Genomic DNA, 13,951 nt, shown 5'->3' with positions numbered 1-13,951 from the left:
TGGTCCCGACGCCGTGAGTACCGTCGTGCCGGCGCTGGCGCTGGGTGCGGTCATCGGCGTGCTGCTCGGCCTGCTCGGCGGCGGTGGTTCGATCCTGGCCGTGCCGGCGTTGGTCTATGTGCTGGGACTCAGCTTCGCGCAGGCGATCCCACTGTCCCTCATCGTCGTCGGGTTGGCATCGGCGGTCGGCGCGCTGCCGAAGATCCGGCACCGTCAGGTGCAATGGAGATTGGTGGCAATCTTCACCCTGACCGGTATGCCGGCGACGGTTGTGGGAACCACGATCGGCAAGCACCTCCCCCAGAACGTATTGACCGTCGGATTCGCCCTCATCATGGTGATTGCCGGCGTGCGCATGCTGCGAGGTGCAGACAGCACCGGAACAGCGTGCCAGCTCACCGACGGCCGCATCGACTGGCGGCGCTGCGCCGGACGCTCCATCCCCGTCGGCATCCTCGTCGGATTGCTCACCGGCGTGTTCGGGGTCGGAGGTGGCTTCCTCATCATCCCGGCCCTGGTCCTGCTACTCGGTGTCGAGATGCCCACCGCCATAGGCACATCGCTGCTCATCATCACCGCAAACTCGGCTGCCGGAGTCGTGTCCCATCTCGGGACACCGATCGATTGGTCCATCGCCGCCGCATTCGCCGCCCCGGCCATCCTCGGGTCCCTTCTCGCCGGGCACTGGGGCGTCCGACTGGATACGCGTCGCCTCAACCGCTGGTTCGCCTACCTCGTTTTCGTCGTAGCCGCCTATCTCATCCTCGACACGTGCCTCAACGCTCTCCCAGGGTGACCGGTCTCGACCGTGGGAGTACGAAAACGCTGCACATCCGCGGCGTATCGTTGCTGGCCAGTCCGCCAGAAAGGAGTGCCGGCGCGATGAACGCAGCGTCCGGACCGGACATGGAGCGAGCGTGGTTCGCCGACCTCGCACCGCGGGCACCCCGCGATATCCCCCGCGAATCCCTGCTCCCCGATCGCGCGCGGTTGCTCGCCGATTTGCTCGGACCCGAACCGGCTTCCTGGGCGGTCGAACTCGGCGCGACGATGACGACCACCATCACCGACGCGATCCCTGAACTCGCCGTCGACGCGGTTGCCCACGAGATCGCCAAGGGCTGTGAGGCCGTGGCCCTGGGTGTGCTGTACGCGCTCGCCGTCGACGATGACGTGTCCTCGGCACAGATGCCGGAAGTTCTCGCCGGGCCGATGGAAGTGGTCGTACGGGGTATCGGTATCGAGCACATGTTGCGCAGCATCCACCTCGCGCACTCCACCGCTGTTTCGGTGTTGCTCGATGCCGCCGAAGCGGTCATACCCGAGGATCGGCGCTTCACCGAGATGCGGCGGATCAACCAGGCGCTGTTCGGTGTCGTGGAGATCCTGACCAAACAGATGGCCGACGAGTATGCCCGCGCGCATGAGGCGTGGCTGACCAGTTCGGTTGCGCTGCGGATGGAGGTCGTCGAGGACCTGTTGCAGGGGAAGCCGGTGTCGACGAACCGGGCCGCTCGGGTCCTGGGTTATGACCTCAACCGCTGGCACCTCGCGGTGATCGCCTGGACCGGACCGACCGCACCGGCCGAACCACACCACCTGAATTCGGCTGCCACGGAGGCACTCTCCGCTGCGGGGTGTACCGCGCTGCTGATACTACCCCTTGGTGCACAACGAGTCTGGGCCTGGGGCTCGCGGACGTCTGAGCCGCTCGAGGCACACGAGCCCGAAAGGCCGTTGGCCCCTGGTGTCCACCTCGCGGTCGGGACCCCAGGCGCTGGGGTGGACGGGTTCCGGCGTAGCCATCAGCGCGCGGCCGAGGCAGTTCGCGTCGGCGCGCAGTCGGCCAGAGATGTCCGGTGGTTCGCCTATGCCGACCTCGACATCGTCGCGATGCTGAGTGCCGACATGTCCGACGCCCGCGACTTCGTCACCCGCGAACTCGGTGAGCTGGCCGGCACCGCCGAACCTGTGATGGTGGTCCGACAGACCCTCAAGCGTTACCTCGACCGTGACCGAAGTTTGGCTGGGACCGCAGCCGATCTCCAGGTGGCCCGCAACACGGTGGCCTACCGCGTGCAGCGTGCCGAACAACTGCGCGGTCATCCGATCGCGTTTCGCCGGTTACAGCTGCACGCCGCGCTGACCCTCGCCGAAGAACTCGGCGAGGCGGTCTTGCGGCCCACTCCGGATTGATTGGACCAGCATCCAGTCAAGAGCGGTCATTTTTGGATCATGATCCAGGCGACGGGATGCCGCCGGACGGTTGACTGAACCTCGAGCCGGTCGAACGCCCGGCAGACGTGGAGTTGTCGATGGTCGTCCATCTCGTCCGATACGAGCGCGATGAGCGGCCTTCGTGGGGTGTGCTGACGGGTGACCTCATCTCACCGCTGACCGGCCAGTACCCCCGGACCGCCGACCTCATCGACCGGGGCAGGGCCGATTGGGCCGCGGCCGCGAGTCGAACCGCAGACCTCCCGCTGGCCGACGTGGAGCTGCTCTCACCGGTGACCACCCCGTGCCGGGTGATGTGCCAGGGTGCCAACTACCGCCAACATGCGATCGAATCCGGGATGGACCCGGACAAACGGCTGTTCAACCTCTTCTTCGACAAGACCGACGCGTCCGTGACCGGTCCCCACGACCCGGTCATTCGCCCTGCCCACGTCACCCTGCTCGACTACGAGATCGAACTGACGTTGGTCCTCAACGGCACCGTGGCGGAGCCCACCACGGTCACCGCCGAGAATCTTCATGAGTACGTCTTCGGCGTGACGATCGGCAACGATCTGTCCGCCCGAGATGTCCAGTTACCCCAGGGACAGTTCCTGAAAGGCAAGAGCTACCGCGGGTTCTGCCCGCTCGGTCCCGTGCTCGCCGTGCTCGAACCCGGTGACCTCGGCCTGCTGGACGACCTCGAGTTACGGCTGGAGGTCAATGGCTCCTTGCGGCAGCGGGACAACACCGCGAACATGCTCTACCGGCCCGCGGAGACGCTGACCGAACTCAGCGAGTTCTGTAACTGGAATCCCGGTGACGTCCTGCTGACCGGCACACCGCACGGCATCACAGCGGGATCACCGCCGGCGGTGATCCGTCGGCTTGCCACCGCATTGCTCCCGGAGGACAAGCTGTGGGCCGCCTTCGTCAGACTCAATCAGCGCAAGCCCTATCTGCGGCCCGGTGACGTCATCACCGCATCGATACGCAACGCCGCCGGGACGCTCGACCTGGGTACGCAGCAGACCACCATCGTCGACGCATGCGTCTGAAAGGAGATGCCACCATGAGCGCCACCCCGAGCCCCCTGCAACCGTCCGACTCCGACGACGTCCCGGCGACCACCTCCGCGCCTGACCTGGACGCACTTCCAGATCGCCTCGTTCCCGACTTCATCGCCCACTGGGTGGTGAAGACCGCGCGCAGCGCCGAGATGATCGACTGGTACGGCCATGTCTTCGGCGCCCGAGTCGTGCACGAGGACAACCAAATTGCCTTTCTGACCTGGGATCACGAGAGCCACCGACTGGCGTTGGTCAAGCTACCGCCGCCGGTGCGCCACGTCTTTCCCCTGTCGCGCTGGCGCCGAAAGACCTACGGCATCGACCATCTCGCCTTCACATTCACCTCGATAGCGAAGCTGTTACTCACCTACGAACGACTCAAGAACGTCGGGGTCACCCCGGTCTGGTCGATCAACCACGGGCCCACGACCAGCCTCTATTACGAAGACCCCGAAGGGATCCGGTTGGAGTTCCAGACCGAGAACTTCCCCACTGCCCAAGAGACCGCCGAGTTTTTCAACAGCGCCGATTTCGACCAGAATCCGATCGGCACCGATATCGACCCCGATTACCTGCTCGAGCAGTTGCGGGCCGGCACGGATCACCGACGTCTGCTCGAACCCGGTGCCGGCACGCGTCCAGGCACCAAACCCCGGTCCAACAAGCGAGCGCTCACGTGGAAGACGTTGTGAGCGATGAAATCTGACACCGTCGTCATCGTCGGTGCGGGCGCGGCGGGAGCCACGCTCGCGTTATTGCTGGCTCGCTACGGCATTCCCAGCACCGTTGTCGAGGAACGTCGGGACACTCGGTTGCATCCTGCTGCACACGTCATCAATGCCCGGACGTTGGAGATCTGGAATCAGGCTTCTCCCGAGCTCGGCATCGCGCTGGAAGCGATCACCCCACCGATCGACACCGTGAACATCATCCGGTGGTGCACCGACGTCCGTTCGGAACCGATCGGTGAGATCGACCTGTTGTCGCGACCGGATCGCCTCGACGAAGTCCGCTCGCACAGCACCTATCTCATCTCCCACATCGGTCAGCACCTCCTGATGCCGGTGCTCTGGAAAGCACTCGAACGCGAGCCACTCGTCGACTTCCGGCGCGGCGTGCATGCCGATCTACGCGGTGAGAAACTGACCTTGCGATCCTCGGACAGCGAGACGTTCACCCTCGCCCCCAGATTCGTGATCGCCGCGGACGGCGCCAACAGCACGCTGCGGGACGCCGCCGGTATCGCGATGACCGGGCCGGTGCTGGCCAACATGGGTAGCGTCTTCTTTCACGCGCCGCGGCTCTACCCGCAGGGCTCCAGCCGACCGCTGCTGAGCTGGATCTACCATCCACGTTTCAGCGGGGTGATGATCGCCCATGCCGATGACGACTACGTGCTGATGACACCGTATCTGCACGCTGCGCAGCAGATCGCGAGCGACAGTCGGCGCTACTGGAACCGCATCCTGCCCGAGGTCATCGGGTCCACCCACTATCAGATCCGGTCGACCGGAACGTGGACGATGACCAAACAGATCGCCGACAGTTTCCGGCGCGGGCCGCTGCTACTCATCGGTGATGCCGCCCATCGATTCCCGCACACCGGTGGCTTCGGGCTCAACAGCGGTGTGCAGGACGCCCACAACCTCGCCTGGAAACTCGCCGCGATCCTCGACCACGGAGCGCCCGAGGCACTGCTGGACACGTACGAGATCGAACGACGTCCCGTCGTCACCCGGTTCGCCGAGCAGAGCACCCACAACCACTTCCAGCTCGACGAGGTCACCTCCGGGCTGGGCATCACCAATCGCTCGTTGCACCGGGCAACCGAACTGATCGGCAAGCTCCGCCTGGACCGCGTGCCCGCCGCAGCCGTCGCCTGGACCGCGGACGCCCTCACCACGGCGCAGACTTCCAGGACCCGGCGGTTGCTCCAGCACGGCGCCGGCGGCAGACGCCTGCGCCAGCAGATGGCCGATGCGATTCCAGGACAGGAGGAACATTTCGTCGCCAGCGGATTGGAATTCGGCTACTCCTACGCCAGTTCACTCATCGACAACGCCGAGGGCCGTTGCCCGGACGGTGATGTCGGGCTGTATCACCCCACGACACATCCTGGCGCGCGTCTGCCGCATAGGCGCATCCTGCGCGCAGATGGTACGGAGTCCTCGACCCACGCCGCCATTGCGCCGCGGGGCCTGACGCTGTTCACTGCCGATCCAGTGGGCTGGACCGAGGCCCTCGCACACATGCCGACCACAGTGCCATTCAGCGTGGTGGCCCTGGCTCCCACGCCGGGAGACACGGTCACGGCGCTGACAGTCACGTTCGAGATCGGCGATCGTGGCGCTGTCGTGGTGCGACCGGACGGCCATGTGGTGTGGCGCACCCGCAGCGGCCCGACGGCGGCAGACCGCCTCCACAGTTTCATCGAGCACGCCTGGGCTGAGGTGTATCCGAACGCGAGAGCCGACGATGAGCAACGCTGCGCCCGATAGCAGGACCGCGGCCGGGCTCAATCGTCGGCATCACGGCCTCGCCTATCTGGCAGGCCCGCTTCAGCGAGGGATGTTCTGGTAGTACGGAATGACGATCTCGTCCTCGGCGGTCAGATCCCCGAGCATGGATGTCGTCATGGGATGCACCACCTGCCCCGCCACCGCAACGTTGACGCACGCGGCCAGCCCGGACGCGAAGGCGCGTTCGACGGCCGGTCGGACCTCGCTGAGTTCGGTGACGCGTTCCCCGTGGCCGCCGAACGCCCGGGCAATCTCGTGATAGTCGGTGTCCGCCAGCCGGGTGATGACGTCCTTTCCTGCTCCGTAGACAGCTTCCTGCCCGTGGATCGACATCCCCCAGCACGCGTTGTTCAGTACCACGGTGACCACCGGCAATCCGTGCCGGACCATGGTGTCGAGTTCTTGGATGTGGAATCCGTACGCCCCATCGCCGGTTATCTGGAGTACCCGCCGACCCGGTTCGGCGATCTGCGCTCCGATCGCGAAACCCTGCCCGATGCCGAGAAAACCCATGTAACCCAGGTTCAGTACGCGGTGAGGAGCTGCGACGTCAACGCTCATCTGCGCCCAGAGCGGCGCCTCCCCACCGTCGAGCACGACCATGGCATCAGAACCCGCGCCCCGAAGCGCCTCGCGCGCAGCGTGATACGGATGAAGTCGGCCGCTCACCACCGCGGGCGTGTCGCCCAACAGCTGATCGACGAGCGCATGAGCTCCGGTGGCCTGTCGCAGCCACTCATCTCGACGAGGCCACTGTCGGCCTACAGCAATCATGGCATGCAGCGCTTCTCGGCAATCGGCGATGATCGGCACGTCGACCGGCCTCAGTCGGCCGATCTCTGCGGCATCGACATCCACCTGAATCACCCTGGCATCAGCCGGGATAACCGATCCGGCTCGGCCGCCGGTCAGCAACCCCATACGTGCGCCGAGCAGCAAAACGACATCGGGCCCCTGAGCACCAGCGATCGGCAGCAGTGGAAGGTTGTCCAAGGCCCAGCCATTACATGGGTGCTCGGCGGGCAACACGCCGATGGCACGGTTGTTGGCAAAGACCGGTAACTGAGCCTGCTCGGCGAACACGGCCAGTTCGTCTTCACATCCTGACCACAGTGCGCCACCGCCGACGATGATCGCCGGTCGCTGCGCGGTGCTCAGTAGCTCCAGAGCCGCCTCCAGCGCCGGAGGCGACGGGGCAGGGCGATCGGGCACGACCGGGGCACCCGGTTCAGGGATCCCGCTGTCGTTGACGGGCTGAACGAGCACGTCGATCGGGATCTCAAGAAAGACCGGGCCCGGGCGACCACTGAGCGCCTTGCGCACGGCGAGCGCGACCAGATCGGGTATCCGTTGCGTGCTCACCACGCGGTGGGCCCACTTCGTCACCGGGGTGGCGGCGGCCACCTGGTCCACACCGCCCTGCATCTCGTTGGTTTCCACTTCACCCAGCGGTGGTGCGCTGGCGATCATCAGCAACGGCACACCGTCGCCGAGCGCATTGGGCAGCGCGGCAAAACCGTTGGCGAAGCCCGGGCCGGAGGTCACGACGGCGACACCGATACGACCGGTACTGCGGGCGTAGCCGTCAGCGGCATGCCCGGCCGCTGCTTCGTGGCGGGTATCGATCAGGCGGATGTCGTTGTCGCGTGCGGCGGCCCAGAAGGAATCGAGGTGACCGCCGTGCAGAGCGAACACATCGACCACTCCGGCTCGGCGCAGCGCGTTCGCCAGCAGTTCTCCTCCGTTGAGCATTGTCATGGTGCCACCCTTCTCTCTACAGCTGCGCAGGATCGAGATCGATCAGCGTGCGGTCCAACGTCGCGAGCACGTCGAATTGGCTGGCAGTCTTGGGCAACTCATAGGCGAAGAAGTAACGTGCCGCGGCCCGCTTACCATCGGCGAATACTCCTGTGACCGCCGCTGCCGCGATCACCTGCTCCAGCCACATCCAGCTCACCACGACATGGCCGACAGCTTCGAGATACAACGAGGCGTTGGCCATTCGCACGGTGACGTCATCGGTTGCGGTCAGAACCTCGGTCACCGAGCGCATCCGGGCCACCGCTCGGTCAAGGTTGCCGGCATGCCGTGCGAGCTCTCCCCCGTGCCGACGGCCCGAATCGATCGTCTGCTGGATGGTGTCGAACAACCGCCGCGCACCGATTCCGCCGCCCATTACCATCTTGCGGCCCAACAGATCCTGAGCCTGTATCCCATGGGTACCCTCGTGAATGGCGTTGAGCCTGTTGTCGCGGTAGCACTGCTCGACGTCGAAGTCGGTCGTGTAGCCGTATCCGCCGTGCACCTGGATGGCAAGGTTGTTGGCCTCCAGACACCATTGTGCCGGCCAGCTTTTCGCGATCGGCGTCAAGACATCCAGTAACTGCGATGCGTGTTCGCGATACTCTCCCTCGGAACTGTGCACATCGTCGGACAACTTCGCGCAGTACAGGCACAGCGCCAGGGCACCCTCGACATAGCTCTTCTGCGCCAGCAGCATCCGCCGGACATCGGCATGGTCGATCAGCGCCACGGGAGCGGCCGTGACGTCCTTGACGCCGATCGGACGTCCCTGGGTCCGCTCGCGTGCATATCGCAGCGCCGACTGGTATCCGGCGGCGCCGATCGCAGTGGCTAGGAATCCGACACCGATCCGTGCATCGTTCATCATGTGGAACATCTGGGCCAGACCCTGATTCGGTTCACCGACCAGATAGCCCACCGCACCCCGAGGTTCGAACTGGTCGTCGCCGCCCTCGCCGAAGTTCAGCACGGTGTTACTGGTGCCCCGGTTGCCCATCTTGTGATTCAGGCCGGTAACCATGACGTCATTGCGGGTACCGTCGGGCAACACCTTCGGCACGATGAACAACGACAATCCGCGGGTGCCTGCGGGCGCACCGGTGATGCGGGCCAGGACGAGGTGCACGATGTTCTCGGTGATGTCATGGTCACCCGCCGAAATCCACATCTTGGTCCCGATCAGTCGGTACGTTCCGTCGGGGCACGGTTCGGCGCGGGTGGTGATATCGGCCAACGAGGAACCCGCCTGCGGCTCGGACAGGCACATGGTCCCCAGGTATCGGCCCTCCACTATGGGAGCAAGCCAAGTCTCGATCTGCTCGGCCGAGGCGTACTCGGCCAGCAGCGCGGCGTTGGCGGCAGTCAGCAACAGATATGACGATGTCGACGGGTTCGCGGCCTGGATCAGCGCCATCGCCGAACGGCCCAGACAGGAGGGCAGGTGCATGCCACCGAGTTCGGGTGCAAATGGTGCGGCGATCAATCCCGAACTCGCGTAGGCCTTCACCGCGGTCTTCGCCTCGTCGATCACCGTGACGGTGCCGTCGGGGTGCAGCACCGGCGGCTCTCGGTCCCCCTTCTTGTTGTGGGGTGCGAAATAGGTGGCCGCCAGCGCCTCACTGAGATCGAGTACCGCATCGAAGGTGTCGCGCGAATGCTCGGCGAACCGCGGCCGGGCCGCCAGCTGCTCGACGTCGAGCCAGTCGTAGAGCAGGAACTCGAGGTCCCGCCGCATCAGAGCGGATAGGTCTCGGTGGGTGCGGTCAGCCGCATATCGGCACGGCGAATGAGCATGGCACCGAGTGACTGAACGACCGGGAATCGGTGCAGCGGGGTGAATTCGGAGGCGCCGCTGAAGTGCACGCTGCCCTGGCCGGCCCACACCTCACCGGAGAGCGCCGTCATCCGGGTCGGCACGAGTTCGGTGATCGACGGCGCCTGGCCCGGGATCGGTGACGGGATGACACGAAGGTTCACCGTCACGTTATCGCCCGCGGCGGTGAGGATCTGGCTGTCCAGGCGTTGGGTGGGAACGAACTGGGCGACGGCAAGGTCGAGGCCGGCGGGGCGCTCCAGCCGAGCGGTGATCAAACCGTCCAGCGTGGTGGTCTGGGTTGAGAAGGTGATATCGGCCAGCATCTTCGGCCAGCCCAGCCATTCACGTCCGGCGATCATCGCCGGCTCGTTGGTGACATAGATGTGCGGGACGTAGCCCACGGACTGATCGCCATGCTTGCAGGCGATGCTCTGCACGACCTCACGGTAGGAGCCTGCGCCACTGATCCCGTAGTTCAGGAACGACAAGGTGACCACCGGTTGGTCATCGAGTTCCAATGCATCGGGGACGATCGATGCGGCACTGTCCGCGTCGGTCAGGTAGGTGATGGTCAGCATGTCCACGTCACCGAAGTCGACGGTGGGTGCGATCTGGTAGGCCGGTGCGTGCACGGGTACGACGGGGGCGAAGCGGCCCTTGGTGAGCAGGCCTCGACGTGTCATGAGTTTCTCCTAGGTGTATCGACCAGCGTTGTGCCAGTTCTGATTTCTTGGTTCGAATAAGCGATTTCGACCATCTCATCGCGGCGAACCGACTTGCGCCGTGGACGCCCGGATGCGCGTCCCGCGCGGCGCTCGTGTTCATCGATGCGTTGCCAACCACCCCGATCGACATGGGCGATCGAGCGACCGTCGAGCGTCTCGGCAAAGGTCGACCGCAGGTCCCGCGGAGGCCGCAGCAGGCCCCGCCGATGATCGTCGAGTAATGCGCCGACGGTCTCGGCGGCGCAGAGTTTGTTGGTGCCGATGACACCGCTCGGACCCCGTTTGACCCAGCCCGTCACGTAGTGACCTACCAGAACCTGACCCGTGGAGTCGAGGACGCGGCCGCCCTGGTTGGGCACGCGCTTGGCGCCGGCATCGAAGGCCAGCCCATCGATCGGCCGGACATCGAAACCGATACAGGACACCACGGTGCCGGCGGCAACCGCTGATTCACCCCGTGCAGCGGACATGATGGTGGCGGTCTCGAGCCGGTCGGATCCCGACAGGGCGCGCAGTGACGCCGAGAACCGGAGATGGATGCGCCTGTCGTGCCGGGGTGGACGGGCAGCAAGCTCGCGCAGCAGGGCGAGTTTCTGCTCGCCGGCGAAGGCAGCCGGGTGCGGCCGATCGGGCGGAGTGACGACGTCTACGAGGTCGGCGGGGTCGACGACGATATCGACTCCGTCGAGATGGGTCAGTGCCAGCAGTTGACTGAAGCTGAAGGCGGCGTGTTCTGGGCCGCGGCGGCCCAGGATGACGACCTCGCGAACTGCACTGCCAACCAGACGATCCCGAGCATGGTCGGCGATATCTGTGTGCCCCATCTCGCCGCCGAGCAGGAGTACACGTGCGACATCGAGCGCGACATTGCCGTTGCCGACGAGCACAGCCGTCGGGCGATCGACGGCGACCGACAACTCGGCGTGATCGGGATTTCCGTTGTACCAACCGACAATCTCGGCCGCGGTGAAGTTGCCGGGCAGATCCTCGCCGGGCACACCCAGTTGCCTGCCGACGGGAGCTCCCGTGGCGTAGACGACCGCGTGATGATGGGTGAGGAGATCGTCGGGGCTGACATCGGTTCCCACCTCGACGTTGTAGTGGGTATCAAGGCGAGGATGCGCGGCGGTGGCGGCGAACGTCGCCGTGATCTGTTTGGTGTCCTGGTGGTCGGGCGCAACCCCTGCTCGTGCCAGGCCATAGGGTGTCGGCAACCTGTCGATCAGCGTCACGGTGACCTGCGGGCCCGCATCGAGCAGTTCTGCAGCGGCGTAGAAGCCGCTCGGACCGGCACCCACCACTGCCACGGCAAGCGCTTCGCTGGTTGGCGCGGGTGCCGGCGGTGTGGTCGGTGCGGCCGAATGCTCGGCCGTGCCGAAATACTCGGCGTTGATGGCGGCGTAGGCGGCCTCGGTGGGCGCGAGTTCGTCGTCGGCGAAGATCGCGTCGACAGGGCACACGTCGGCGCACGCACCGCAATCGATGCATCGTTGCGGATCGATGTAGAGCATCTCGGTATGCCCGAAATCGGGGTCGGTGGGCGTGGGGTGGATGCAGTTGACCGGACAGACGGCCGCGCACAGCGCGTCGCTGCAGCAGGACCGGGTGATCACGTAGGCCATCAGCTCACCGTCTGCTCGGCCGCGGCGACAGAGACCGGGACGCCGTTGAAGAAGGCGTTGCCCGATGGACGGTCGATATGGTCGGCGCTGTTGGGTGTCAGCAGGTTGTAGCTGCTGCCACCGGCCGCGGTGGCGGTCTGCCACAGCCCGTCGTGTCCCCAACCGTGTGTCATCCCGACCGCACCGACAGCGACATCGTCACTGACCCGCACCGGCACCCGCACCTGGCCCCATGGCGAGGTCACCACGATGTCGTCGTGGTCGTGCACACCGGCGGCGTGCGCGTCCTCAGGATGGATGACCGCGTGGCACCGGCGCCTGCCGACCATCAACTCGGGCACATTGTGCAGCCATGAGTTGTGAGACCGGAGTTCGCGGATACTGAACAGCCGCAGCGGAAATCCCGATACCTGGCCGGTGTCGGCGACCATCCGATCGACCTCGGCGGCCAGCTCCGGAACATCCAGATGGATACGGCGATCGTGGGTGTGCAACTTGCGCTCCAACACCCCGACCGGGCAGGCATCGGCGAGTTTGACCGCACCCTGGTGGGCGAGCAGTTTGGCCTTGTTGAGTCCGGCGCGGCGTAGGCCGAACAGGTCGCCGTGGCGACCGGTACGCAAGACCAAGTCGGTGATGGTCGACGGTGTAGGTCGAAACCCCAACCGCCCCAGCGCTCTCGCGGCCGGAGCCACCGACGGAACGATGCCGATACGCCGTGCGATCTGGTCGAGGATCCACCAATCGTCGCGGGCCTGCCCGCGTGGCGGCAGAATCGGCTTCACCCACTGGGCGTTGGGGACGGTGGACTGTGCCTGGGTGAACACCGGGAGTTGCTCACGTTCCAGCCACAGGGTCGGCGGCAGGATCCAATGCGCCAGCCGCGAGGTCTCGGTGACATAGGGGTCCAGCGACACCATCAGATCCAGTTGCGCCAGTGCATCCGCGGTGGTCGAACTCTCAGGCGCGCTGGTCACCATGTTGCTCGACATCGCGACAAGTGCCCGCAGCCGGCCACGCCCCGGCGTGGTGATCTCGCGCGGCAGACAGGCCAACGGCGCGGTTCCCATCACCTCGGGCACGCCGTCCACACGCGTCTTCCAACGCCCCCTCCCCGCGATCCCGAACCGCGCGCCGAGGGTTTCGAAATCCACCATCGGATCGCCCAGGACCATGCCACCGCGTCGGTCGAAGTTCCCGGTGACGATGGCCAACGCGTCGAGCAGGTACTTGACGAGAGTGGAATACGGCCCTAATGACGCGCCGCAGCGGCCGTACACGCTCGCGGCCGGCGCGGCGGCCAGTGCCCGCGCCAGTTCGGTGATCGTGTCGACATTGATACCGGTCTCCGCCGCGGCCCGGCGCAGGTCGATCTTGCCGGCGAGGCGACGCAGACCCTCGACACCGGTTGCCTGCCGGGCCAGTATCGCCACGTCGTGCCGCGCCTCGTCGAAAATCACCCGCAGCATCGCCAACAGCAGCCACGCGTCCGCACCGGGTTTGATCGCCACGTGTTCGAAGAGTCGGGCCGTCTCGGTGCGGCGCGGATCCACCACCACGACGCGACCACCTCGCCGTGGAATATCGCGCAGCACCTCGCGGATGCGGCCCGTGGTGACCAGGCTGCCATGGGATATGACGGGGTTGGCACCGACGATCAGTGCGAAATCGCTGGCCGCGAAGTCGGGCAGCGGGTTGACCGTCGAGTTGCCGTACATCATGTCGGCGGCGGCCCAGTAGTTGTTCACGTCGATCGATGCCGACGTGTAGTGATGCTTGGTCTTCAACGCCGCGGCCAAGCCGTTCATGACGACGGTGGCCGAGTAGTTCCAGGCGATCGGGTTACCCCACGCGACACCGATCGACTCGGTGCCGTGCTGGTCGCGGATCGCGCGCAGCCGCGCGCCGATATCGTCGAGGGCCTCGTCCCAACTGGCGGCCTCGAACTCGCCGGCGGAGGTGCGGCGTAACGGCACGGTCACCCGGTCCGGGTCGTCGACCACCTTGCCGAACTGCACTCCCTTCGAGCAGGCGAAACCCCGCGATGCGGGGTGTTCGGGGTCCGGCCGCAGTTCGACGAGCCGACCGTCTGCCACCGTTGCGACCAATCCGCACGACGCCTCACAGATGCCGCAGAACGTCTTCTCCTGCCTCACATGCGACGTCGTTGCCATTCCTT

Annotated in this window: 10 protein-coding genes; 5 read left to right on the top strand and 5 right to left on the bottom strand. The window is 65.7% G+C overall.

Features of this window, described 5'->3' with window-relative positions:
- Positions 1 to 13 precede the first annotated feature (13 nt).
- From G154_RS07835 to G154_RS07815, 5 genes are all read left to right on the top strand, one after another.
- Positions 14 to 796: a sulfite exporter TauE/SafE family protein gene (locus tag G154_RS07835; protein ID WP_019510154.1), complete on the top strand. Its 783-nt coding sequence runs from the start codon at positions 14 to 16 to the stop codon at positions 794 to 796.
- Positions 797 to 882: 86 nt separating this feature from the next.
- Positions 883 to 2,196, top strand: coding sequence for a CdaR family transcriptional regulator (locus G154_RS07830; RefSeq protein ID WP_019510155.1), 1,314 nt, complete (start codon positions 883 to 885; stop codon positions 2,194 to 2,196).
- A gap of 119 nt (positions 2,197 to 2,315) precedes the next feature.
- On the top strand, positions 2,316 to 3,275 hold the full coding sequence (locus G154_RS07825) for a fumarylacetoacetate hydrolase family protein (RefSeq protein ID WP_023985400.1): 960 nt from the start codon (positions 2,316 to 2,318) through the stop codon (positions 3,273 to 3,275).
- Between the two features lie 14 nt (positions 3,276 to 3,289).
- Entirely contained in the window at positions 3,290 to 3,979 is a 690-nt protein-coding gene (locus tag G154_RS07820) for a VOC family protein (protein WP_031601367.1), read from the top strand.
- Between the two features lie 3 nt (positions 3,980 to 3,982).
- On the top strand, positions 3,983 to 5,785 hold the full coding sequence (locus G154_RS07815; RefSeq protein WP_019510158.1) for an FAD-dependent monooxygenase: 1,803 nt from the start codon (positions 3,983 to 3,985) through the stop codon (positions 5,783 to 5,785).
- Positions 5,786 to 5,845: 60 nt separating this feature from the next.
- Here the strand turns inward: G154_RS07815 and G154_RS07810 are convergent, their stop codons facing one another.
- From G154_RS07810 to G154_RS07790, 5 genes are read right to left on the bottom strand one after another with little or no spacing between them, the layout of a single operon-like run.
- Complete coding sequence (locus G154_RS07810; protein WP_019510159.1) at positions 5,846 to 7,564, bottom strand: thiamine pyrophosphate-binding protein; 1,719 nt, start codon at positions 7,562 to 7,564, stop codon at positions 5,846 to 5,848.
- A 16-nt stretch (positions 7,565 to 7,580) separates the two neighbouring features.
- Positions 7,581 to 9,344 (bottom strand): acyl-CoA dehydrogenase, encoded by a 1,764-nt coding sequence (locus tag G154_RS07805; RefSeq protein WP_019510160.1) that lies wholly within the window; start codon positions 9,342 to 9,344, stop codon positions 7,581 to 7,583.
- On the bottom strand, positions 9,344 to 10,108 hold the full coding sequence (locus G154_RS07800) for an acetoacetate decarboxylase family protein (protein WP_019510161.1): 765 nt from the start codon (positions 10,106 to 10,108) through the stop codon (positions 9,344 to 9,346). Before G154_RS07800 ends, G154_RS07805 begins: the two co-directional genes overlap by 1 nt.
- A complete protein-coding gene (locus G154_RS07795; protein WP_019510162.1) occupies positions 10,105 to 11,772 on the bottom strand; it encodes a 4Fe-4S binding protein in 1,668 nt (555 codons plus the stop codon). Before G154_RS07795 ends, G154_RS07800 begins: the two co-directional genes overlap by 4 nt.
- Complete coding sequence (locus G154_RS07790) at positions 11,772 to 13,928, bottom strand: molybdopterin-dependent oxidoreductase (protein WP_023985396.1); 2,157 nt, start codon at positions 13,926 to 13,928, stop codon at positions 11,772 to 11,774. Before G154_RS07790 ends, G154_RS07795 begins: the two co-directional genes overlap by 1 nt.
- Positions 13,929 to 13,951: the final 23 nt, after the last annotated feature.

Source organism: Mycobacterium sp. VKM Ac-1816D (assembly GCF_000416385.1).
Taxonomy (GTDB): domain Bacteria; phylum Actinomycetota; class Actinomycetes; order Mycobacteriales; family Mycobacteriaceae; genus Mycobacterium; species Mycobacterium neoaurum_A.
Note: the sequence above shows the minus strand (reverse complement) of the source record. Positions and strands in the feature narration are given on the sequence as shown.

What these genes read in the sequence shown, in the direction of transcription:
- G154_RS07830 (WP_019510155.1), top strand. Translation starts at nt 883, where the DNA reads ATGAACGCAGCGTCCGGACCGGACATGGAGCGAGCGTGGTTCGCCGAC.
- G154_RS07825 (WP_023985400.1), top strand. Translation starts at nt 2,316, where the DNA reads ATGGTCGTCCATCTCGTCCGATACGAGCGCGATGAGCGGCCTTCGTGG.
- G154_RS07820 (WP_031601367.1), top strand. Translation starts at nt 3,290, where the DNA reads ATGAGCGCCACCCCGAGCCCCCTGCAACCGTCCGACTCCGACGACGTC.
- G154_RS07815 (WP_019510158.1), top strand. Translation starts at nt 3,983, where the DNA reads ATGAAATCTGACACCGTCGTCATCGTCGGTGCGGGCGCGGCGGGAGCC.
- G154_RS07810 (WP_019510159.1), bottom strand. Translation starts at nt 7,564, where the DNA reads ATGACAATGCTCAACGGAGGAGAACTGCTGGCGAACGCGCTGCGCCGA.
- G154_RS07805 (WP_019510160.1), bottom strand. Translation starts at nt 9,344, where the DNA reads ATGCGGCGGGACCTCGAGTTCCTGCTCTACGACTGGCTCGACGTCGAG.
- G154_RS07800 (WP_019510161.1), bottom strand. Translation starts at nt 10,108, where the DNA reads ATGACACGTCGAGGCCTGCTCACCAAGGGCCGCTTCGCCCCCGTCGTA.
- G154_RS07795 (WP_019510162.1), bottom strand. Translation starts at nt 11,772, where the DNA reads ATGGCCTACGTGATCACCCGGTCCTGCTGCAGCGACGCGCTGTGCGCG.